The 21703-nt window shown below is 70.0% G+C and carries 24 protein-coding genes; 10 read left to right on the top strand and 14 right to left on the bottom strand.

Annotated features, from left to right (window positions below; all coding sequences use genetic code 11):
* The 4 genes from AB0F17_RS07105 to AB0F17_RS07090 are packed head-to-tail and all read left to right on the top strand — an operon-like array spanning position 1 to position 2636.
* Positions 1-408, top strand: coding sequence for a roadblock/LC7 domain-containing protein (locus tag AB0F17_RS07105; RefSeq protein ID WP_358017611.1), 408 nt, complete (start codon positions 1-3; stop codon positions 406-408).
* Positions 405-755 carry a DUF742 domain-containing protein gene (locus tag AB0F17_RS07100; protein WP_358017608.1) on the top strand — a complete coding sequence of 117 codons (351 nt, stop codon included), beginning with the start codon at positions 405-407 and terminating at the stop codon, positions 753-755. Before AB0F17_RS07105 ends, AB0F17_RS07100 begins: the two co-directional genes overlap by 4 nt.
* Entirely contained in the window at positions 736-1314 is a 579-nt protein-coding gene (locus AB0F17_RS07095) for an ATP/GTP-binding protein (protein ID WP_358017605.1), read from the top strand. Before AB0F17_RS07100 ends, AB0F17_RS07095 begins: the two co-directional genes overlap by 20 nt.
* The gene (locus tag AB0F17_RS07090) at positions 1311-2636 is read left to right on the top strand and encodes a cytochrome P450 (protein ID WP_358017602.1); all 1326 of its coding nucleotides are present in this window, start codon (positions 1311-1313) and stop codon (positions 2634-2636) included. Before AB0F17_RS07095 ends, AB0F17_RS07090 begins: the two co-directional genes overlap by 4 nt.
* Before the next feature lie 139 nt (positions 2637-2775).
* On the opposite strand, the gene AB0F17_RS07085 is transcribed toward AB0F17_RS07090, so the two are convergent.
* The gene (locus tag AB0F17_RS07085; RefSeq protein ID WP_358017599.1) at positions 2776-3900 is read right to left on the bottom strand and encodes a serine hydrolase domain-containing protein; all 1125 of its coding nucleotides are present in this window, start codon (positions 3898-3900) and stop codon (positions 2776-2778) included.
* 90 nt (positions 3901-3990) lie between these two features.
* On the bottom strand, positions 3991-4890 hold the full coding sequence (gene murQ, locus AB0F17_RS07080) for an N-acetylmuramic acid 6-phosphate etherase (RefSeq protein WP_358017596.1): 900 nt from the start codon (positions 4888-4890) through the stop codon (positions 3991-3993).
* Between the two features lie 57 nt (positions 4891-4947).
* Here murQ and AB0F17_RS07075 point away from each other — a divergent pair, with 57 nt between their 5' ends.
* Positions 4948-6069 (top strand): DUF1343 domain-containing protein, encoded by a 1122-nt coding sequence (locus tag AB0F17_RS07075; protein ID WP_358017593.1) that lies wholly within the window; start codon positions 4948-4950, stop codon positions 6067-6069.
* A gap of 41 nt (positions 6070-6110) precedes the next feature.
* Here the strand turns inward: AB0F17_RS07075 and AB0F17_RS07070 are convergent, their stop codons facing one another.
* The 8 genes from AB0F17_RS07070 to AB0F17_RS07035 form a co-directional block, all read right to left on the bottom strand.
* Complete coding sequence (locus AB0F17_RS07070; RefSeq protein ID WP_358017590.1) at positions 6111-7127, bottom strand: GNAT family N-acetyltransferase; 1017 nt, start codon at positions 7125-7127, stop codon at positions 6111-6113.
* Positions 7128-7131: 4 nt separating this feature from the next.
* The gene (locus AB0F17_RS07065; RefSeq protein WP_358017587.1) at positions 7132-8142 is read right to left on the bottom strand and encodes an ABC transporter ATP-binding protein; all 1011 of its coding nucleotides are present in this window, start codon (positions 8140-8142) and stop codon (positions 7132-7134) included.
* Positions 8139-9128: an ABC transporter ATP-binding protein gene (locus AB0F17_RS07060; protein ID WP_358017584.1), complete on the bottom strand. Its 990-nt coding sequence runs from the start codon at positions 9126-9128 to the stop codon at positions 8139-8141. The genes AB0F17_RS07065 and AB0F17_RS07060 overlap by 4 nt, the downstream gene beginning before the upstream one ends.
* Before the next feature lie 2 nt (positions 9129-9130).
* Positions 9131-10051, bottom strand: coding sequence for an ABC transporter permease (locus AB0F17_RS07055; protein ID WP_358017581.1), 921 nt, complete (start codon positions 10049-10051; stop codon positions 9131-9133).
* Positions 10048-11055 (bottom strand): ABC transporter permease, encoded by a 1008-nt coding sequence (locus tag AB0F17_RS07050; protein WP_358017578.1) that lies wholly within the window; start codon positions 11053-11055, stop codon positions 10048-10050. The genes AB0F17_RS07055 and AB0F17_RS07050 overlap by 4 nt, the downstream gene beginning before the upstream one ends.
* A gap of 4 nt (positions 11056-11059) precedes the next feature.
* Complete coding sequence (locus AB0F17_RS07045; protein ID WP_358017575.1) at positions 11060-12883, bottom strand: ABC transporter substrate-binding protein; 1824 nt, start codon at positions 12881-12883, stop codon at positions 11060-11062.
* Positions 12884-13036: 153 nt separating this feature from the next.
* The gene (locus AB0F17_RS07040) at positions 13037-13999 is read right to left on the bottom strand and encodes a zinc-binding alcohol dehydrogenase family protein (protein WP_358017572.1); all 963 of its coding nucleotides are present in this window, start codon (positions 13997-13999) and stop codon (positions 13037-13039) included.
* Positions 14000-14140: 141 nt separating this feature from the next.
* On the bottom strand, positions 14141-15331 hold the full coding sequence (locus AB0F17_RS07035; RefSeq protein WP_358017569.1) for a M20 family metallopeptidase: 1191 nt from the start codon (positions 15329-15331) through the stop codon (positions 14141-14143).
* A gap of 53 nt (positions 15332-15384) precedes the next feature.
* On the opposite strand from AB0F17_RS07035, the gene AB0F17_RS07030 reads away from it, so the two are divergent.
* Both AB0F17_RS07030 and AB0F17_RS07025 read left to right on the top strand, forming a co-directional pair.
* Entirely contained in the window at positions 15385-16173 is a 789-nt protein-coding gene (locus tag AB0F17_RS07030) for an HAD-IIA family hydrolase (RefSeq protein WP_358017566.1), read from the top strand.
* Positions 16174-16215: 42 nt separating this feature from the next.
* Positions 16216-16839, top strand: a complete 624-nt coding sequence (locus AB0F17_RS07025; protein ID WP_358017563.1) for a hypothetical protein — start codon at positions 16216-16218, stop codon at positions 16837-16839.
* Here AB0F17_RS07025 and AB0F17_RS07020 read toward each other — a convergent pair.
* Positions 16802-17269 carry an NUDIX hydrolase gene (locus AB0F17_RS07020; RefSeq protein WP_358017560.1) on the bottom strand — a complete coding sequence of 156 codons (468 nt, stop codon included), beginning with the start codon at positions 17267-17269 and terminating at the stop codon, positions 16802-16804. The two genes, AB0F17_RS07025 and AB0F17_RS07020, sit on opposite strands and share 38 nt — an antisense overlap.
* Positions 17270-17345: 76 nt before the next feature.
* Between AB0F17_RS07020 and AB0F17_RS07015 the strand changes: the two genes are divergently transcribed.
* A complete protein-coding gene (locus AB0F17_RS07015; protein WP_358017557.1) occupies positions 17346-18272 on the top strand; it encodes an acyl-ACP desaturase in 927 nt (308 codons plus the stop codon).
* A gap of 104 nt (positions 18273-18376) precedes the next feature.
* On the opposite strand, the gene AB0F17_RS07010 is transcribed toward AB0F17_RS07015, so the two are convergent.
* Positions 18377-19351: an aldo/keto reductase gene (locus AB0F17_RS07010; RefSeq protein WP_358017554.1), complete on the bottom strand. Its 975-nt coding sequence runs from the start codon at positions 19349-19351 to the stop codon at positions 18377-18379.
* Positions 19352-19470: 119 nt separating this feature from the next.
* Here AB0F17_RS07010 and AB0F17_RS07005 point away from each other — a divergent pair, with 119 nt between their 5' ends.
* Positions 19471-20034: an NAD(P)H-dependent oxidoreductase gene (locus AB0F17_RS07005; RefSeq protein ID WP_358017551.1), complete on the top strand. Its 564-nt coding sequence runs from the start codon at positions 19471-19473 to the stop codon at positions 20032-20034.
* A gap of 9 nt (positions 20035-20043) precedes the next feature.
* Here the strand turns inward: AB0F17_RS07005 and arfB are convergent, their stop codons facing one another.
* Positions 20044-20460 (bottom strand): alternative ribosome rescue aminoacyl-tRNA hydrolase ArfB, encoded by a 417-nt coding sequence (arfB, locus tag AB0F17_RS07000; RefSeq protein ID WP_358019265.1) that lies wholly within the window; start codon positions 20458-20460, stop codon positions 20044-20046.
* A 113-nt stretch (positions 20461-20573) separates the two neighbouring features.
* Between arfB and AB0F17_RS06995 the strand changes: the two genes are divergently transcribed.
* Positions 20574-21371, top strand: coding sequence for a hypothetical protein (locus AB0F17_RS06995; protein ID WP_358017548.1), 798 nt, complete (start codon positions 20574-20576; stop codon positions 21369-21371).
* On the opposite strand, the gene AB0F17_RS06990 is transcribed toward AB0F17_RS06995, so the two are convergent.
* Positions 21362-21649, bottom strand: coding sequence for a helix-turn-helix transcriptional regulator (locus AB0F17_RS06990; RefSeq protein ID WP_358017545.1), 288 nt, complete (start codon positions 21647-21649; stop codon positions 21362-21364). The genes AB0F17_RS06995 and AB0F17_RS06990 overlap by 10 nt on opposite strands.
* Positions 21650-21703: the final 54 nt, after the last annotated feature.

The following is a 21703-nucleotide window of genomic DNA, read 5'->3' as shown; positions in this document are numbered from 1 at the left end:
TTGTCCCTCGACGTGTCCTGGGTCCTGTCGCCCCTGCTGGCACTGCCCGGAGTCACCCGCGGCGTGGTGCTGAGCCGTGACGGGCTCATCCTCGGCGGCTCGGCCGACGTCGGCGTCGAGAGCGGCGAGCGCGCCGCCGCCATGACGAGCTCCGTCCTGGGGGCCGCCCGCGCCCTGTGCGACGGCCTCAGCAACGGCACCGAGGGCGAGGTGGTCGACATCGTCATCTCCGCCGGCAGCGGCTACTACTACGTCGCCCCGGCCGGCGACCGCGCCGCCCTCGTCGTCGCGGCCACCGGAGCGGTCAACATCGGCGCGCTGGCCTACGAGGTGCAGCTCCAGGTGCAGAAACTGATCAAGGCTCTCGACGAGGCCAGCGCGGCCAGGGTGCCGGGCGTTCGGACATGACCTCCGGCCGGCAGCGGCGGCGGGTCGTCCCGGACTACATGGCCGCCGCGAGATTGACCCTGCCCGACCACATCACGGTCGAACGCACGACCCTGGTCTCCATCGTGCCCGACGCCGCCACCGACGGGCTTGACCCTCCGGCGTCGCATCTGCTGGCCCTGCTGCGGGAGGGGCCGTTGTCGGTGTACGAATGCGCCGCGCATCTGGGCCTGCCGTACTGCGTGGTGCGGTTGCTGGTCGCCGGGCTCGTCGGCGGCGGAACGCTGCTGACCCGCGATCCGCCGGCCGCCGACCTGCCCGACATCGAGATCTTGGAGTTGGTGCTCAGTGGCCTCCGCGCTCTCTGACAGCCGCATCAGTACCGAACACATCCCGGTCAAGCTGGTCATCGCAGGACCGTTCGGCGTGGGCAAGACGACCATCGTGGACGCGCTCTCGGAGATCAAGCCCCTCAACACCGAGGAGGTGCTCACCCAGGCGGGCACGCTGGTCGACGACCTCACCGGCGTGAACGAGAAGACGACCACGACCACCGCGATCGACTTCGGCCGTCTCACCCTGCCCGGTGTGGTGCTCTACCTGTTCGGGGCACCGGGACAGACCAGGTTCCAGGTCCTGTGGAACGAGCTGGTCCGCGGCGCGCTGGGAGTGCTGGTGCTGGCCGACACCCGCCGCATCGACGACAGCTTCGCCGTACTCGACCTGGTGGAGAACGCCGGCATCCGCTACGCGGTGGCCGTCAACCACTTCCCCGACTCCCCGGATTACCCGCTGGAAACCGTGCGCAAGGCGCTCGACCTGGACCCGAGCACGCCGATGGTGGTGTGCGACGCACGCGACCCCGCCTCCGCCCGCGCCTCGCTGATCGCGCTGGTGGAGCACATCAGAGAGCTGGTGCTGTCATGACCCTGCGCTACATGCCCGACGCCGGGCGCCTGTACGGGGACGAGTACGCCCGGGACCCGCAGGCGATCTACGCGGAGCTGCGCCGGCGGCACGGCGCGGTCGCGCCCGTGGAGATCTCCCCGGGCATAGAGGCCCACCTGGTGATCGGCTATCAGGCCGCCGTGGACGTGCTCAACAACGTCGGCGGCGTCTGGAGCAAGAACCCCAGCGCCTGGCAGACCCGGCTCCCCGACACCCCGGACGCCGCGGGAATGATCGCCTTGCTCGGCTACCGGCCCAGCGCGCTGCTCACCGACGGGGCCGAGCACGCCCGCTACCGGAAGGTGATCTCCGACTGCTTCATGCTGCTCCAGCCGCACAAGCTGCGCCAGATGGTGATCGAGGTGGCCGACTCGCTCATCGCCCAGTTCGCCGCGAAGGGCGAGGCCGACCTGGCCGCCGACTTCGCCCGGCCCATCCCGGTGCGCGTCTTCAACCTGCTCTTCGGGCGGCCCGACTCCGACAGCGCCGCTCTGAGCAAGGCCCTGTCGGACATGATGGAGGCGGTCGGTGAGGTGGGCAAGCGGGGCAGCGATGAGTTCAGCCGCTACATCGGCGAGCTGATCGAGACCAAGTACGCCCAGCGAGGCGACGACCTGACCTCCTGGATGATCGACCATCCGGCCGGGCTGGAGGGCGACGAGCTGGTGCAGAACGTGGTGCTCGTCGTGGCCGCGGGCTTCGACCCCACGTCCAGTCTGATCTCCAATGCGATCTCCCGGATGGTCAGCGACGACCGGTACTACAGCTCCCTCTCCAATGGCGCGCTCAGCACGTACGACGCCGTGATGGAAGCCCTGCGCGCCGAGCCCGCCATGGCGAACTTCGGCCCGTACTTCGTGCGCCAGCCCGTGCACTTCCACGGCACCTGGATCCAGCCGGAAGAGCTGGTCCTCGTCTCCTACGCCGCGGCCAACACCGAGCCGACCAACGTGCCCGAGGAACTGCGCTCCGACGGCGGCGCGTACCTGGGCTTCGGCGCCGGGCCGCACCGCTGCCCGGTCAGCGACCCGGCCCTGCTCATCGCCGTGACCGCGATCGAGCGCCTGACCTCTCACCTGAGCGACCTCGAACTGACCGTGCCGCGCGAGGAACTGCGGTGGCGGCCGGGCCCGTTCCACCGGTCGCTGGCGCACCTGCCGGTGCGCTTCACCCCCATCCGCCCCGACCAGCCAGGAGATTCCCCTTGGGCCCCGAACTCCCCGTTGTCCGCGGCCCCTTCGGCGCCGATCTCCCCGGCGAGTTCCGCCAGCTATGTGACCTCGGCCCCTTGGTCCTCGTAGACCTCCCGGCCTGATCCTGTCACCCGGCTAGCTCATCCTCGATCCACGGGTGAACCAGGACAAGCGTTGCCGGCGGCTGCTGCCTCAGGTGGCCGCTGGGTGCGCCACCACGGTCGTGGACCGCTGCCGCGTCGGCGCTTCAGCCCGCGAGCCGCAGTGCCTCTCCGGCGACCGCGTGGCGCAGGGCGCGGATGCCGTCGCGGCCGCGTACGGGGTGTACGGCGTTCGTCAGCAGCACCACGGTCAGCCCGCGCGCGGGATCGACGACCAGCGAGGTGCCGGTGAACCCGGAGTGGCCGAAAGCGGCGGCGCCCAGCGGTCCCACGATGGCCGGGTCGCCGATCCGTACGCCGAGGCCGTGCCTGAACGCCGCACCCTCCGCCCCCTGGTCGCGGACCATCTCGGCCGCGGTCTCCGGGCGCAGTAACCCGCCGCCGCCCAACCGCAGCGTCTCGCCGAACGCCAGCAGGTCGTCGGCCGTCGCGAACACGCCCGCGTGCCCCGCCACGCCGCCCAGGCCGTACGCGGTCTCGTCGTGCACCTCGCCGCGCACACAACCGGGCGTCAGCGGCTCGGGCGTCCAGCCCGCGACGGTCCCCTGGTGTTCCGACGTCCCGTCGGTGGCGGCGGCCCCCTGGCGCTCCGGTTTCCATTCGGTGGCGGCGACCCGCGGGAGCATCGCCGGCCCCGGCCGGTAGCCGGTGTCCGCCAGGCCGAGCACGCCCGTGACCCGGTCGCCGACCAGCGCGTCCAGCGGCGCGCCGCCCGCCAACTCGGCGATGCGGCCCACCATGACCATGCCCACGTCGGTGTAGAGGTACGGACCGCCCACCGGGCCGGTGACCGGAGTGCCGACCACCGCCGCCATGCGCGTGGCCGGGTCGGCGTCCGGGAGTTCGAGATCGATGCGGCGGGTGGGCTGCAGACCGGCCGTGTGGGTGAGCAGGCGTCGCAGCGTGACCCGCGGGTCGCCGACCGGCAGCCAGGCCGCCACCGGCTCGTCGAGGTCCAGACGGCCCTCTTCGACCAGCGACAGCACCACGGCCGTGGTGAACAGTTTGCTGATCGAGGCCAGGTCGAAGACCGAGTCGCGCCCAGCCGGCGGCCGGTCGGCGGCCAGGGTCCCCTCGGCGTCGGCATAGCGGACGAGCTCGCCCGTCGCGGCCGAGGCCGCGACGGAGCCGTCCACGGCGATCAGCGCCACCGCCGCCGAGCACACGCGCGGCACGCCGTCCGCCAGGATCGCGTCCAGCCGGTCGGACATCGTTCAGCCTCCCCGTGAATACCGCCCCGTGCAGTGGCTCCCGCGCAGCCACTCCTGCGCAGCCACTCCTGCGCGGTCACTCTTGCGCGGTCAGCTGCTCAGCGCGTCGCTGAGCCGCTCGCCGTGCGATTCGAGCAGGGCCCGCGCCCCACCGGCGTCGAGCCCGTGCTGGATCATCAGCACCGCTATCTTCACCTGGCCGCTCGCCGCATCCAGCGTTTTGCCCGCCGTGTCGTGGTCGGCGCCGGTGATGTCGCTGACCATGCGGACCGCCCGGTCGGCCAGCTTGCTGTTCATCGCCGACATCTCGACCATCTTGTTTCCGTACGTACGGCCGAGCCGGACCATGGAGATGGTGGAGATCATGTTGAGCACCAGCTTCTGGGCCGTGCCCGCCTTGAGACGGGTGGAGCCGGTCACCACCTCGGGTCCCACCACCACCTCGATCGCGTGCTCGGCGGCGGCCGACAGAGGCGCGCCGTCGTTGCACGAAAGGGCGGCGGTCAGCGCGCCCCGCCGGGTCGCCTCCGCCAGTGCACCGAGGACGAAAGGGGCACGTCCGCTGGCCGACACGCCCACCACCGAGTCGAGCGCGTCCACCTCCAGCGCCGCGAGCGAGGCGGCGCCCGCTTCGGCGTCGTCCTCCGCGCCCTCGACGGAGCGGGTGAGCGCGTCGAGTCCGCCCGCGATGATGCCCTGGACGAGCGACGGATCGGTGCCGAACGTGGGCGGGCACTCGGAGGCGTCGAGCACGGCCAGTCGCCCCGATGTACCCGCGCCGACGTACAGCAGCCGCCCGCCGTCGGCCATGCGCGCGGCGATCGCGTCGATGGCGGCGGAGATGGCCGGGATCGCGACGGCGACCGCGGCGGGCACGGCGGCGTCGGCCTGGTTCATCAGCCGGGCGACCTGCTCCGTCGGCAGCCGGTCGATCTGGCTGTAGCGGGGATCGCTCTGTTCGGTGGGCGGCTCAGGGAGCGGATTGATCATGACGCTAATTTCCACCCTCTACTTCTCTCTTGTAAATATCTTTCACACAATGGGTTGATGACGAACGTGCGCACTGGCGCTGAACGGCTGGCCACGGATCCCACCCTGGTGGGTGGCGACCGGCTGGGCCTGATCACCAATCCCACAGGCGTTCTGCCTGATCTGACCCCCACGACGGACGCTCTCAGAGCGGCCGGAGTGCCGCTGACGGCGCTGTTCGGCCCTGAGCACGGCATGCGGGGGACCGCCCAGGCGAACGCCGGTGAGCACGACACGATCGACGCCAGAACCGGTTTGCCCGTCTTCGACACGCACAAGGTCTCCGGCGCGGCGCTGGACGAGGTGGTGGCGCGATCCGGCGTGGACACGCTGGTGTTCGACATCGCGGACGTGGGAACCCGCTTCTACACCTACATCTGGACCATGTACGACCTCATGGCCGCCGCGAGCCGGCTGGGCCTGCGGTTCGTGGTGCTGGACCGGCCCAACCCGCTCGGCGGGACCGTCGAGGAGGGGCCGCTGCTCGACCCGGAGTTCGCCAGCTTCGTCGGCAGGTTCCCGCTGCCGGTGCGCCACGGCAGGACCGCGGGTGAGCTGGCCACGCTGTTCGGTTTCGACCTGGACCTCGAGGTGGTGAGGATGGACGGCTGGTGGCGCGGCATGACGTTCGCCGAGACCGGGCTGCCCTGGGTGATGCCGTCGGTCAACATGCCGACCGTCGACACCGCGTACGCCTACCCGGCCACCGGTCTGTTCGAGGGCACGAACTTCTCCGAGGGGCGCGGCACCACCCGGCCGTTCGAGCTGGTCGGCGCGCCGTACGTCGATGACGGGTTCGCGCCCGCGCTCAACGCGCTCGGCCTGCCCGGGGTGCGGTTCAGGGAGACGTGGTTCACGCCGATGTTCCACAAGCACGTGGGCACGACCGTGCACGGGGTCCAACTGCACGTGTACGACCGGGCCGCGTACCGGCCGGTGCTGACCGGGCTGTCGATGCTGCATGTCGCCCGTACGCTCTACACCGGCGAGCTCGCCTGGTGGGGGCCCGAGCTGTTCCTGGACCACCTGTGGGGCTCCGACACGCTCACGAGGTGCCTCGACGCCGGGGAGGACCCCCGCGCCCTCTGCCCCGACCCCGTACACCCCGAAGGACGACTGCTCTACGGTGGTCGCGGCTAGCGGCGCACCGTGGGTGGCGGACTCTGCACTTACGTGTGACATCACGCCAGATCGCGTCGGTAGAGCCAGAAGACGCGTTCCGCTCGCGCGCCCACAGCGCGCGAGTAGAACCGCAGCGGCCCGACCCAGCTGATCTGGGCGCTGGACTGCCCGGCGGCGCGCATGTCGGCCAGGCAGCGGCGGAGCAGCACGCCGCCCACGCCGAGCTCGCGCGCCTCGGGCGCCGTCCCCATCGGCCCGAACCAGGCGGGGCGCGCCCCCCAGGCCGCGAACCCCAGGATCCGGCCGTCGCGCTCGGCGTAGTGCAGCCCGGCGGCGTTGGCGGCCTCCCAGGCCCAGTTCTCGTTCCAGTGCTCACGCACGAACGCGGCGACCCTCTCGCGCCCCTCCGGGGCGACGCTGTCGCGCCCCTGGTCGGCCGCGTGGACGTGCACGCCTCTCTGGGCCAGCCGTGCCAGGTCGTCGTCGACGGACAGGTCCGTGCCGAGGTCGGCGGTCATGTTCCAGGCCATGTGGTAGCGCTCGTAGCCGAGGCTCTCCGCCAGGCACGCGGCGGCGGTGTAGCGCACGTCGATGCCCGGCCAGGCGTAGCAGGGCGGGTTCCCGGCGAAGCGCGCCTGCGCCGCGCCCGCCGACCGCAGCCACCCCTCGGCCGCGCGGACCAGCTCCCGGCCGTGTCCCCGCCCCTGGACATCGGGGTGTACGGCCAGCAGGTCGATATGTCCGACGGCCGGATCCTTGGCGGACACGGAGGCCATGACGACCCCGCCCTCGATCACCAGGGCGGTCCAGCGCCGACCGGCGGGCGGGTGCGCCAGTCGGTCGACGAGAGCGGCCCCTTCACCGGCGTCCAGCGTGAGCGCCACCCGCGCCACCTCAGCAGCGTCCCCCAGCTCCGCGGAGCCGCTCGCCTCACGGACGCTCGCCTCACGGACGCTCGCCTCACGGACGCCCGCCTCACGGACGCCCGCCTCAAGGACGGCGCGGGTCTCCGCGGTGGCGTACGGCGCCTCCGGGTGGTTCTGAGCGGGCGTCACGGCGTCGTCGGCATGGACCAAGGGGTCACACCTCGCTCATCGGGCGGGCGATGACGCTGCGCCGCTGCGGGTAGTAGCAGGCGTGCTCCTGCGGAACACCCTTCGTCACCCGGAGCAGCGGCCGCTCGTCCGTGCACCCGTCCCCGCGGAACGGGCACCGGGCCGCGAACAGGCACCCATTCTCGGACTGCTCCCCGGTGAGCGGCTCCAGTGGCACCACCGGCTCCTCGCCGGGCAGCTCCAGCCCGTGCAGCACGGGGATCGCCGACAGCAGCGACTGCGTGTACGGATGCACCGGATCGGCGATGATCGTGTCGACCGGCCCCCGCTCCACGACCTGGCCGCGGTAGATGACGTACAGCTCGCTGTCGCCGCCGATGTAACGGGCGGTGGCCACGTCGTGCGTGATGAACAGCACGCTGACGCCCAGCCGCTCGCGCAGGTCCTTCAGCAGCGCCAGGATGCCGAGCCGCAGCGACACGTCGATCATCGAGACCGCCTCGTCGGCGACGAGCATCTCGGGATCGACGGTCAGCGCGCGGGCGATCACGACGCGCTGCCGCATGCCGCCCGAGAGCTGGTGCGGGTAGCGCGACAGGACCGTTCCCGGATCGAGGCCGACCAGGGACAGCACCTCGGCGGCCCGCTCGTCGATCCATCCCTTGGACCGGCCGGTCTGCCCGGCCCGCAGCGCCAGCGGCGCCTGGAGCGTCTGGTAGATCGTCCGGGTCGGGTTCAGGGCCGAGTACGGGTCCTGGTGGATCAGCTGGATCTTGCGGAAGTGCGGCTGCCGGTGCTTGTGCTTGAGCGGCGACATGGGCGTGCCGTCGATCTCGATCTCGCCCGAGTCGTACGTCTCCAGCCCGGCGATGATGCGCCCGAGCGTGGTCTTGCCGCAGCCCGACTCGCCGATGAACGAGGCGGACCCGCCCTTGCCGATCGCGAAGTCCACGCCGCGCAGCGCCGGGACCTCTCTCCGGCCGAGCACGTTGCCCCGCTGCTTGAATGTCTTGGTGATGCCCGTTCCGTTGATCACGAGGCGTGCTCCTTCACCGTCACGGCGTGGCAGGCCACGATCCTGGATCCGTCCGCCACGACCGAGGGATCGACGGTGTCGCAGACCTCCATCCGCAGCTCGCAGCGCTCCCTGAACACGCAGCCCTCCTTCGGCACCGTCACCAGCGTCGGCGGGCGTCCCGGCAGCGCCCGGGCCTCGTCGATGTCACCGACCAGCCGGGGGATGGCCCTGATCAGGCCCCTGGTGTAGGGGTGGCGGGGCGAGCCCAGCACCTCCCTGGTGGGGCCCTGCTCCACCAGCCGGCCGCCGTACATGACCGCGAGCCGGTCGGCCACCTCGGCCACCACGCCGATGTCGTGCGTGATCACCAGCGTGGTCAGGCCGCGCTCGGCGTGCACCTCACGGACGATCTTGAGGATGTTCGCCTGGGTGATCATGTCGAGCGCGGTCGTCGGCTCGTCCAGCACGACCAGGTGCGCGTTGAGCACCAGCGCCAGCATGATGCCGACCCGCTGCCGCATGCCGCCGGACAGCTCGTGCTGGTGCGAGTCCAGCACCCGGGCCCCGTCGAGGCCCATCCGGCCGAGCAGTTCCTTGGCCTCGCGGACCAGTCCGCGCAGGTCCTCGACGCCGTGGGAGCGTCCCAGGTCGAGGAGCTGCTTGCCGACCGTCTTGAGGGGGTTCAGTGAGTTCTGGGCGGCCTGGAACACGTACCCGATGTGGGCACCCCTGGCCTTGCGCAGTTGCTCGCCCGCGAACCCGACCACGTCGCCGAGCCCGTCGATCTCCACGCTGCCCGCCGAGATCCGGCCCGGCGGCTGGACCGCGTTCAGCAGCGACAGGGCCAGCGTGGACTTGCCGGACCCCGACTCGCCGACGATGCCGGTGATCGTGCCGGGCTCCAGGGTCAGGCTGATGCCGCGTACGGCGGGCAGCTCGCCCGCCGGCGTCTTGTAGACGACCGTCAGGCCGTCGATGCGCACTCCCGGCGCTTGCTCAGCCACTGCTACTCCTCACGCAGCCGGGGATTGAAGATCTCGTCCATGGCGTCGACCACGAGCACGATGCCCAGGGTGAGCAGCAGGATCGCCAGCAGGGGCGCCAGCAGGTACCCGAGCGCATTCGTGGTGATCATGGCGCCTGCCTGGAACACCGCCAGGTTGAGCATCACACCCCAGTTGTCCGACTCATAGGGCAGGACACCGAGGAAGAACAGTCCAACCTGCGCGTAGACGGCGCCGGTGACCGCGATGAGCATGTTCATCGCGATGTAGGGCGCCATGCTGGGCAGCAGTTCCCTGCTGATGATGTGCTTCGTGGACAGGCCGAGGCCGCGTGCGGCCTCGATGAAGCCGCGTTCACGAAGGGAAAGGGTCTGCGCGCGTACGGCCCGCGCCACGCCGCCCCAGCCCAGCAGGCCGAGAACCAGGCCCATCTGGATGGGGCTGCCGAACTTCCAGACGGTCGCCAGGACCAGCAGCAGGGGCAGGCCGGGGATGGTGAGCTTCATGTCGGTGATCCGCATGAGCACGGTGTCCCAGCGGCCCCGCTTGAACCCGGAGAACAGGCCGAGCGAGGTACCGAAGACGACCGTGATGAGCGCGGTCACCGCGGCGCTGAGCAGTACGTAGCGCGAGCCGGTGATGACCAGCGCGACAACGTCCCGGCCCTGAGGGTCGGTCCCGAACCAGTGGGCCCAGCTCGGCGGCTGGGTGATGGCGTTGGGATTGTCCGGCAACTGGGCCGGGAAGAACATCGGCCCGAAGACGCCCATGAAGGCGAAGCCGGCGATGATGACCACACCGGCCATCCGGCTGGGCTTGCGCTTCATCACCCGCCAGACGCCGAGCCAGAAGTTACGGCGCATGGTCGCGGAGGTGGACATCCCCGTCTCGGGGATCATCTCGGGGATCAGCGTGTCGCTCATTTCGCGTCCTCTCCGCTCCGCACCCGCGGGTCGATCACTGTGTAGAACAGGTCGGCCACGATGTTCGCGACGATGATCGAAGCGGTGATCAGCAGGAAGGCGCCGCCCATCAGCGCGTAGTCGCGATCGTTGACGCTGTCGATGAGCAGCAGCCCGAGCCCCGGATAGTTGAAGATCTTCTCGATGAACACGGCGCCACCGAGGAGCAACCCCAGGGACAGGGCGAGGATCGTGAAGAGCGGCAGGATCGCGTTGCGGGCGATGTAACGGAAGACGATCGAGCGCTTCATGCCCCGTAGTTCGGCGGCCAGGATGAAATCGTCGCCCAGCACGGTGACCACGCTGGACTTCATCGCCAGGACCCAGCCGCCGTAGGCCGACAGCGCGTAGGTGACGACCGGCAGCACGGCGTGCTCGATGAGCGAGCCGATGTAGCCGGCGTTGAAGCCCGGATCGAACAGGATGTCCACCGGTCCGTCCGCGGGCAGGATGGGGATCAGCGTCGCGAAGATCACCACGAGCAGCAGCGCGAGTACGTATTGCGGGATGCCGTGCAGCAACGAGCCGGAGATGGCCAGCGCGTCGCCGAGCTTGCCCGTGCGCTTGATCGCCGCGTACACGCCGAGAACGACCCCGACGAGGAAGCTGAGCAGCGTGCCGACCAGCACCGGTAGAACGGTCCATTTGGCCGCTTCGGTCAGCACGTCGACCACGGGAGTGCCCGGCCTGCTGACGGAGACGCCGAGGTCGAGGTGGAGCAGGCCGCCCATGAAGTCGGAGTACTGCTGCCAGAGCGTGCCCGTCGGCTGGAACCCGTACAGCACCTTGACGGCCTGCGCGGCCGCCTCGGGCGCCATGCCCCCCTCGATCAGCTTCTCGTAACGGGCCGCCATCGGGTCGCCCGGGATGTTGTTGATGATGAAGAAGCTGATCGTGGCGACAACAAGGATCATGACGAACCCGCGGGCCAGGTGGCCCGCGAGTCGCCGTGTAAGGATCATCATAAATTTACTGCTTCGACTTGACCATGCCGAGCTGGATCCACACACCGGAGGCGAGGACGCCCGTGCCGAGGCGCAGGATCTCGTCGTCGTGTGGCCAGCCGGTGAATCGGCTGTTGTTGACGAACTGGTTGTTGACGTAGTCCCAGAGCTGAATGACCGGAAGGTCCTGGTTGGCCGCCGTCGCGAGCTGCGCCATGATCGGCTTGGCCTGGTCCTCGGTGGCGGAGTTCAGCTTGCCGGTCAGCTCGCCCGGGTTGATCTTGGCGCCGTCGACCTCGATCTGCTCGGGGTCGCCCATCCAGTTGCCGTTCTTGCCCGCCGGGGAGTGCTCGATCTTGCCGGCGACGTTGGTCCAGCCGTTGGAGGCCCCGTAGAGGCGCTGGAAGATGTCATACGGCGCGGGGCCGAGCGCCATGAGCCAGAAGCCCACGTCGTACTTGCCCGCTGCCAGCTCCTCGAGGTAGAGCGGGTAGTCCGTGGTGGTCACGACCTCCGCGTCGACACCGGCCTTGATGAGCTGGCTCTTGATGTTCTCCTGCGCCGAGAGCCAGTCGGAGAAGCCCGCCGGCGCGTGCATGGACACCTTCCACGCCTTGCCGTCGGCCAGCATCCACTTGCCGTCCTTCTTCGTCAGGCCGGCGTCCTTGAACTCCGCCTCCGCCTTGGCCACGTCCGGCTTGTACGGCTCGAGCTTCGACAGCGTGTCGGGGATCCAGGCCTGCGCGGCCTTCTGGTGGATGCCGGTCGTGGTGATGGCCGGCGTGCCGCCCTCGGGTGAGGCGACCTTGGTGACCTGGTCGCGGTCGATGAGGTAGGCCAGGCCCCGGCGCACGTGCACGTTGTCGTACGGCTTCTTGGACTGGTTGAAGGCCATGCTCACGGCCACCGGCGAATAGCCCTTGATGACCTCACTGCCCGGGGCCGCCTTGATCCGGTTCATCACGTCCGTGGGAGCGGCGACGAACCCGGAGGCGTCGAGCTTGCCGGCGGTGAGGTAGTTCCAGATCTGCTCGTTGCCGGTGTAGTTGAGGAACTTCACCTGCGCCGGAGCCACATTGGCGGCGTTGAAGAAGTTCTTGTTCTTGACCAGCAGCGCCTCGCCGGGATTGACCCGCTCCAGCACGAACGGGCCCGCGGAGACGTCCTTGGGCGGCGCGAAGGTGAGCACCTTCTGGCCCAGGGTGGTGATCTCCGCGCGGGCCTTCTCGGCCTCCGCGCCCTCACCGCGGGCGGCCTTGAGCTTGTCCCAGAAGTCCGCGGGAAGGACGCTGCTCCAGACGTGGGCGGGCAGGACCGCCGTGTCGAGCACGCCGCGGGCGAACTTCGGACTGGGGTTGGCCATGTCCTGCGTGATCTTCAGCGTCTGCGGGTCCACGACGGTGACCTCGGCGGCGGCGCCCGCCGCGCCGGGCGTGACCGAGAAGGCCGTGCTGCCCTGCGTGTAGGCGATGCCGATGGACATCTTGACGTCCTCGGCGGTGACCGGCTTGCCGTCGGACCACTTGGCGTTGGGCTGAAGCTTCAGCGTGATGGCGGAGTTGTCCGGGGCGATCTCCCAGCTCGCGGCGATGCCGGGCAGAGCCTGGTTGGGATCCGTCAAGTGGTTCTTGACCCACGCGAGTCGCATCGCGTTGAAGCCCGAGAACGAGTTGCCCTTCGGGTTGTACGGGTTCGCCGGGGCACTCGCATCGAGGCCCGGTCTGTTGACGTCGATTGTGGTGAAGAGCCCGCCACCACCGCCCGAGCTGGACTTGTTGGTGGAGCCACTGCTGCACGCTGTGGCAGTGGCAAGGCCCAGCAACGCTACTACCGCTGCTAGTCGCTTCATGTACCGCTCCGGGGGTGAATGTTCGGACCTGTTCAGGATCGCGGGGGATTAGCCCGGACCTTACGGTCACGCACAGGTCACGTCAATAATCTCCAGATGTTGTAAGTGTAATGTAATTTTTCTTCATAGCTTCCTCGATGTAGCTCGGCGCCATCAACCCAGCATAAGCACGGCAGCCCCGTTGACCTGCCCATCTGCCAGATCGCGGAGCGCGACGTCGGCCCTGTCGAAGGGATAGGGCGCCGTCGTCACGTGGGGCGGATGCCCGAGTGCCAGGTCGAGATAGGCCCGTCCGTCGGCCCGGGTGTTGGCGGTCACGCTCCGTAGCGTCCGCTCCTGGAAGAGGTGGCGCTGGTAGTTCAGCGAGGGGATGTCGGTGAGGTGGATCCCGGCCACGGCCAGCGTGCCGCCCCGGTCGAGCGCCTCCAGCGCGGTGGGCACCAGATCACCTACGGGCGCGAAAAGAATCGCCGCGTCCAGCGGCTCGGGCGGCCGGTCTCCGGCGGACGCCGCGCCCAGTCGCAGGGCCAGCTCCCTGGCGGCGGCGGACCTGGTCACCACGTGCACGACGGCCCCATGGGCGATCGCCGCCTGGGCGGTCAGATGGGCGGACGCGCCGAACCCGTACACCCCGAGCCGCCCGCCCTCCGGCACCTCGGCTCGCAGCAGCGCCCGATAGCCCACGATCCCCGCGCACAGCAGGGGTGCCAGCCTCTCGGCGGGCAAGCCTTCGGGCAGGGGATAGACGTAGGCGGTGGGCACGGTCAGATACTCAGCGTAACCGCCGTCGGCATCCCACCCGGTGTAGGCGGACGAAGGGCAAAGATTTTCTTTACCCTCCAGGCAGTACCGGCAGGCACCACATGTCCACCGGAGCCAGGCGACCCCGACACGCCCGCCGATATCCCCGTCGCCGCCGACCACGCGCCCGACGACCTGATGGCCGGGCGAGATCCGCGGGTGCCGGGGCGCCAGGTCCCCTTCGATCAGGTGCAGGTCGGTCCGGCACACCCCACAGGCCTCGACCTGGACCAGCACCTCACCCATCCCCGGCTCCGGTACGGGCTTGTCCACCATGACCAGTAGCCGGGCCGGGTCCGGAATCCACGCCTGCATCGAGACCTCCTCAGACGGTCGACAACGCGCACGTCACGGTGCCTGGCCAATCCCACCTGAGGAGCGTTCCCCTGGACAGGGCCCGGCACCGGTCGGCGGGTGGGGCCGGCCCATGCCGGCCGTAAAAGAACTCGGGCTGGTTCAGGACGCCAGCCGCGACAGCGCGAGAGAGGCGTACAGGGCGGCGCCGTCCGGCAGGACGGAGTCGTCGAACTGCGCCTCAGGGGAGTGGTTGTACGGCGCGACGGCCGGATCGCGGTCGGCCGGGCAGGCCCCCAGGAAGACGAACGCCCCCGGGACGTTCTCCAGCACGTGCGAGAAGTCCTCCGACCCCATCACCGGCTGCGGCGTGACGAAGAACCGCCCGGGCCCGAACACCTCCTCCGCCGTCCTGGAGAGGAACTCCGCCTCGGTGGCATCGTTCACGGTGACCGGGTACCCCATGCCGAACGACGCCTCGACAGACAGCCCGTGCGCGGCCGCGATGCCCTCGACCACCTCCACCAGCCGCCGCTTCGCCAGCGTCCGGTTGCCCGGCGAGAACGTGCGCAGCGTCGCCTCGAAGTGCGCCTCGTCCGGGATCACGTTGTCGACCGTGCCCCCGTGGAAGGACCCGACGGTGACCACCACCGGGTCGAACACGTCGAACGTCCTGGTCACCATCGTCTGCAGCGCCGCCACCATCTCGCAGCCCGCCTGGATCGGGTCGAGCGCGCGGTGCGGGCTGGAGCCGTGGCCGCCGCGCCCCTTCACCGTCACCTTGAACACGTCGGCCGCGGCCATGAGCGGCCCGGGCCGGGAGGCGAACAGGCCCTGGGGCAGCATCGATGAGACGACGTGCAGGCCATAGGCCGCCACGGGTCGCGCGCCCGCCGCGTCGAGCACGCCCTCCTCGATCATGTGCCTGGCGCCGTCGTGGCCCTCCTCTCCCGGCTGGAACATGAAGATGACGTCCCCGGCCAGCTCCTCGCGCCGCGCGCTGAGCAGGTGCGCGGCGCCCGCGAGCATGGCGGTGTGCAGGTCGTGGCCGCAGGCGTGCATCTGCCCGTCGATCTGCGAGCGGTACGGCAGGTCGTTGCGTTCGGCGACCGGCAGCGCGTCCATGTCACCGCGCAGGAGTACGGAGGGGCCCGGCCGGCCGCCTCTGAGCACGGCGGTGATCGAGCTGAGCGCCTTGCCGGTGGTGATCTCCAGGGGCAGCCCGTCGAGCGCCGTGAGGACCTTCTCCTGGGTACGCGGCAGTGTGAGGCCGATCTCCGGAGTGGTGTGCAGCGAGTGGCGCAGCCGGACGAGATCGTCCCGCATGTCCCGCGCGGATTCAGTGAACGACATGAAGAACATTCTTCATATGCTGGTCGCGAAGTCGATAAGGGACACTCGGTACGATGGGCCGCGTGACTCAGCGTAAGCGGATCGATTCCTGGCTTTCCGACATGGACGGCGTGCTCGTACACGAAGGCAGGCCGGTCCCGGGCGCCGACGTCTTCATCAAGAAGCTCAGCGAGTCCGGCAAGAAATTCCGGGTACTGACCAACAACTCCATCTACACCCAGCGCGACCTTTCGGTACGCCTGGCGGCCGCCGGCCTGGAGGTGCCCGCCGAGTCGATCTGGACCTCGGCGCTGGCCACCGCCCAGTTCCTCGACGACCAGCGGCCGGGCGGCTCCGCCTACGTGATCGGCGAGGCCGGGCTGACCACCGCGCTGCACGAGGTCGGCTACGTGCTGACCGACATCGACCCCGACTACGTGGTGCTCGGCGAGACCCGCACCTACAGTTTCACGCAGATCACCCGGGCCATCCGCCTCATCGAGGGCGGCGCCCGCTTCATCGCCACGAACCCCGACCCGGTCGGCCCGTCCACCGAGGGCTCGCTGCCCGCCTGCGGCGCGGTCGCCGCGATGATCACCAAGGCCACCGACGTCGATCCCTACTTCGTCGGCAAGCCCAACCCGCGGATGATGCGCAGCGCGCTCAACGAGATCGAGGCCCACAGCGAGACCACCGCGATGATCGGCGACCGGATGGACACCGACATCGTGTGCGGGATGGAGGCCGGGCTCCACACGATCCTGGTGCTCACCGGCGTCACCCAGCGCGACCAGATCGACCGCTTCCCCTACCGGCCGTCGCTGGTGGTCGACTCGGTGGCGGATCTCATCGACCTGATCTGAACCTGACGCCGGTTGACAGGTACGCCTGGGAAGGTGGTCCGCATGACGCGCATCTACCTGGAGGTCGGCCCGAAGAAGGTCTTCGCCTGCTCGCTGGAGTGGCCCGGCTGGTGCCGTGTGGCCAAGGGCGAGGAGGCGGCCATCGACCTGCTCATGGAGTACGCGCCGCGCTACCGGGTGATCGCCGGGCGGGCCGGGCTCCGGTTCGAGCCGGATGATCCCGTGGTGGTCGCCCGCGTGCCGGGCACCGCGATGACCGACTTCGGCGCGCCGTTCGCGATCCCCGAGCTCGACCAGGCGCCGATCGACGCCGAGACCGCGGGCCGCCGGGTGGCGCTGCTGCGCGCCGCCTGGGAGCTGTTCGACGAGGTCGCGGCCGAGTCGCCGGAGGACCTGCGCAAGGGGCCGCGGGGCGGCGGGCGCGACCTGTCGAAGGTCATGGCGCACGTCGCCAACGCCGAGCGCGCCTACGCCAGGAAGGTGGACGTACGGCACAGGCCGTACAAGAGCCGGGACGACCGCGACGCCATGCGCGAGGAGCTCGCCGAGGTGCTGTCACGCCCCTGGCAGCCGCCGCAGACCACCGGCTGGCCGCCCGCCTACGCCATGCGGGGGACGGCCTGGCACGTCATCGACCATCTGTGGGAGATCGAGGATCGCCGATGAGGCGCGGCAGCGCGCTGATGTTGCGCGACAGGTAGGCGGCCACGGCCTCGGGGACGACGTGCCGGGAGGTGATCTCCCTCTCCCGCAGCGGTAACCGCACGACCTCGTACACGCCGCGCGAGGGGTCCTCGAGCTCGGGCCCGTGGCGCAGGGCCGGATCCAGGGCGACCAGGCGGCAGCCGTACACGTGCTGGGTCTTGATCCCGCCCTGCCACGGATAGGTGACCGTGGTCAGTGGCGTCACGCTTGAGACGGTCGCGCCCAGCTCCTCCAGCAGCTCCCTGTGCAGCGTGTGCTCCAGGGTCGCGTCCTGCGGCTCGACGTGGCCGCCGGGCACCGACCAGTAGACCTGGCGGCCCGGCACCGTCCGGCGGAAGATCATCAGTTGCTCGTCGTGATCGAGTAGGACGCCCCGGACACTTGGTCGCATAAGGTCACCCTATTTGGTCGCGATGACCTTCGGGTAGCCTAACTTACGGTACCGTAACTACAGGGAGACGATCTTGATGGCGATGACGCAGACGGAACTACTGCACGAGCTCGAGCCCGTGGTCGCCGGGGAGCTTGACCGCCACAACGCGATGGCGAAGGAATGGTTCCCGCACGAGTACGTTCCGTGGAGCCAGGGCCGTGACTTCGACGGCATCTACGGCGGCGAGGCCTGGCAGGACGGTGACTCGAAACTCCCCGAGCCCGCCCGGATCTCGCTCATCGTCAACCTCCTCACCGAGGACAACCTGCCCAGCTACCACCACGAGATCGCCACGACGTTCGGCCGTGACGGCGCCTGGGGCACCTGGGTGCAGCGCTGGACCGCCGAGGAGGGCCGCCACGGCACCGCGATCCGCGACTACCTCACCGTCACCCGCGCGGTCGACCCGGTCGCCCTGGAGCGCGCCCGCATGAGGCACATGGAGGCGGGCTACATCACCGAGTACGGCACCATGCTCCAGCAGCTCGCCTACGTCTCCTTCCAGGAGCTGGCCACCCGCATCGCGCACCGCAACACCGGCCGGGCCTCCGGCGACGAGGGCTGCGAGCGGCTGCTGGCCAGGATCGCCGCCGACGAGAACCTGCACATGCTCTTCTACCGCAACCTGCTCAAGGCCGCCTTCGAGCTGGACCCGAACCAGACCATGCGCGCCGTGACCGACGTCGTCAAGACCTTCCAGATGCCCGGTTCCAGCATCGAGGGCTTCACCCGCAAGGCCATGATCATCGCCCACGAGGGCATCTACGACCTGCGCCTGCACCTCGACGACGTGCTCATGCCGGTGCTGAAGCAGTGGGCCGTGTTCGACAAGACCGGCCTCGACGCGGGCGGCGAGCAGGCCCGCGAGGAGCTGGCCGCGTTCCTGGCCAAGACCGAGACGACGGCGGCCAGGTTCGTCGAGCGCAGGGCCGAGCGCAAGGCGCGCGCCGCCGCGCGATGACCGCGCACGCCACCCGCGAGGCGCGCCGCCACACGATGACCGCGCACGCCGCCCGCGAGGCGCGCGCCACCGCGCGATGATCGACCGCGCCGCCCGCGAGGTGATCACCAGCCGTAGCCGAACGGCTCGCGCGGCCGGTACGGCGCCTCCAGGCGGGCCTCCTCCTCCGCGGTGAGGACGAGGTCCACGGCGGCGAGCGCGTCGTCCAGGTGGCCGGGCCGCGTCGCCCCCACGATCGGCGCGGCGACGGCGCCGTTGCCGTTCCCGGGCCTCTTGCCGAGCAGCCAGGCCAGCGCCACCCGCGCGGGCGGCACCCCCCGCTCTCCGGCCACGGCCCGCAGGGCCGCCACGATGCCCTCGTCCGCGGGCGCGCGGTCCTCGTGGGCCGCCCTGGCGGTGGCGCGCCCCTCCCCGCCGGCCAGCAGGCCGCGAGCGAGCGGGCTGTACGGCAGCACGCCCAGCCCCTGGTCGGCGCAGTAGGGGAGCACCTCGCGCTCCTCCTCCCGGTAGACGAGGTTGTAGCGGGTCTGCATCGACACGAACCCGGTCAGACCCGCCGCCTTCGCCGCGTGCTGCGCCTTCGAGAGCTGCCAGCCGTACATGAGGGAGGCGCCGATGTAGCGCGCCTTGCCCGCCTTGACCACGTCGTGCAGCGCCCGCATGGTCTCCTCGACGGGCGTCTCGTCGTCCCAGCGGTGGATCTGGTACAGGTCCACGTGGTCGGTGCCCAGCCGGCGCAGCGAGGCGTCGATCGAGTCCAGGATGTGCTTGCGCGACAAGCCACGCTCGTTGGCCCCCTCGCCCATGGGGAAGCCGACCTTGGTCGCCAGCACGTAGTCGTCGCGGCGGTCGAAGAGCCCGCGCAGCAGGCTGCCGGTGATCTCCTCGCTGACGCCGCCGGAGTACATGTCGGCGGTGTCGAAGAAGGTCACCCCGCCCTCCACCGCCCGGCGCACGATCGGCTCGGCGGCCTCCTCCGGCAGGAACCAAGGGGCGTCCGCCGGATCGCCGTAGCTCATCATGCCCAGGCCGATCCGCGACACCTTCAGGCCCGAGCTGCCCACGCGTGTGTATTCCATGGGGATCATCATCCGGCAAAGCCCGTGCGTCCTCTTGACCCGGAGCTGGTCTTGGACATAGCCGACATCGGGCAGGTTCCCGACCACGGGCAACACATCAACATCTCTAGGAGTGAAGGGTGAAAATCTTCGGGATCGCCGCGAGCCTCCACGCGGGATCATTTATCAACAAATTGCTGGAGGCAATGGGCGGGGAGCTGCCCAGGGGAGCCCGCCTGGAGTGCTGGCGCGGACTCGGCGCGGTCCCGCCCCACGCGCTCGGTCCCGTACCCGAGCAGGTGGCAGGCCTGCTCCGCAAGGTCGACGAGTGCGACGCGGTGCTGCTCACCGCGCCCGAGCACAGCCTGCTCCCGGTTGAGCTGAGCCACGCGTTGCGCTGGATGGCGACCGGCGGGCGCCTGGCGGGCAAGCACGTCGCCGTGATGAGCGCCAGCGTGCGCGCCTGCGGCGCCATGTGGGCGCAGGCGGAGCTGTTCAAGGAGCTCATGGGCGCGGGCGCGGTCGTGATGGGCACCGAACTGGTGCTCTCGCCCACCTGCCCGCACTTCGACGACCAGGGCCGCCTGACGGCCCTCTACCTGCGCGATCAGGTACGGGAGATCGTCGGCCAGCTCTGCCCCGTGCCGCTCACCGTGCAGCCCGTGTTCTCGCCCCAGCTCGTCCTGACGGGTCCTTCGGCATAGTCCGGTCGGTCACCGGGGTCTGGGGCTGCGGCGCAGGCGCTTGACGTCGGAGCGGAGCTTCTTGGTGGCGATGCGGCGCTCGACCGCGCCCCGGCTGGGCTTGGTGGCCCGGCGGCGCTTGGGCGGGGGCGCGATGGCCTCGCGGATGCGCTGGGCCAGGCGCTGTTCGGCGGCCTCGCGGTTGCGCAACTGGGAGCGGTACTCCGACGCGGCGATGGTGATCGTGGGGGTGCCCAGCCGGTCGAGGGCGCGGGCCTTGAGCGCCGGTGGCAGGGCCGTGGTGGCGGAGACGTCGAAGACGAGTTCCACCCGGCTGTCGGTGGTGTTGACGCCCTGGCCGCCCGGGCCGGAAGAGCGGGAGAAACGCCAGACGAGCTCGGCGTCCGGGATGACGACCGAGTCGTTGACGACCAGCGGGCCGGGCATGTCGGGGTACTCCTGTTCTTCAATGTGGAATGTCACCGTATCTGAGCTACATATCCCTAATGCAACGGCATTTCCAATAACTGGCGCCGCTGCGATTATGGAGACAACGATCTGTGGGGGAGGCCGATTCCGTGGTCCACGTGACGGCGGCGCAGATAGCACTGACGGTGCCACTGGCCATCGCCTCCGCCACGGGCTTCCTCTTGCTCCGCTGCCAGGGCAAGGGCCGGCCCTTCGGTCCCGGAGGCTGGTGGCTGGCGGTCGCCATCATCCTGCTGACCGGCCTGGTCTCCGCCGGCGTGGCGCTGGTGAGCGGTGAACTGCTGAACAATTACCTGTCCACGGTGCTGGGCGCCGCCGCGCCGGGCGGACTGTGGCTGAGCCAGGTGCGCTCCCGCGAGGACGAGCGGCGCTCGCTGGCCAAGGAGGCGGCGACGTTCTGGCTGGTGTCGCTGCTGGCCCGGCTCGACCAGGCGATGGCCGAGGACCAGCGGCGCTGGTGCGAGCGGCGGGTCGACGATTCGTGGAGCGTGTACGAACTGAGCCTGGCCGCCAACCGCTACCACGAGCGCATCGGCGAGCGGCTCTCGCCGGAGGAGCGCAGGAAGGAACGGGTGCACGCCCGGCTGGACGCGATCGAACGGCGGCTCGACGTGGCCGCGCTGATCGAGGACGGGGCGCCGCGCTCCAAGGTGATCACCGCGCTGCGCGGCTCCCGGCAGACACGGCTGGCAAGGTATGAGCGGTATGTCAATGATCTGACCCGGTTACACGGCATCCTCCGGCATGACGCGGAGAACGACGTCCTGCGGCTGCTGGCCTCGGCCTATCGGGCCGGGTATCGGTCGCTGCCGAGGTTCGTGCCGCCGTCGCGGTCACGGATCGCCGCGCCGCTCAGGCCTCACCCGTGAGTCTCCTCGACGAGCAGGATGGACTCCTCCTCGGCCTCGCTGAGCGTGAACTCGATGCGGGCGCCGAGCGCTTTGACGACGGCACCGAGCGTACGGAGTGTGAGGTTCTCGTCTCCCGACAGGATCTGGCTCACCCTGCCGGGCGAAACGCCCATCGAAGCGGCCAGATCAGCACGGGACATCTTGTGTTCCCGCATATACCAGGTGATCTCGTCGACGGCGTCCTGGGCGAGAGCGCCCGGACTCCCCTCATCGGGCGTGCTCCGGCGAAAGGCCATCACGGTCTCGCTCTCAGCGCTCGGTTCCTTGTCTCTTCACTTTAGCTCTACCTA

The sequence above is a fragment of the Nonomuraea sp. NPDC026600 genome (assembly GCF_040638335.1).
Lineage (GTDB): Bacteria > Actinomycetota > Actinomycetes > Streptosporangiales > Streptosporangiaceae > Nonomuraea.
Note: the sequence above shows the minus strand (reverse complement) of the source record. Positions and strands in the feature narration are given on the sequence as shown.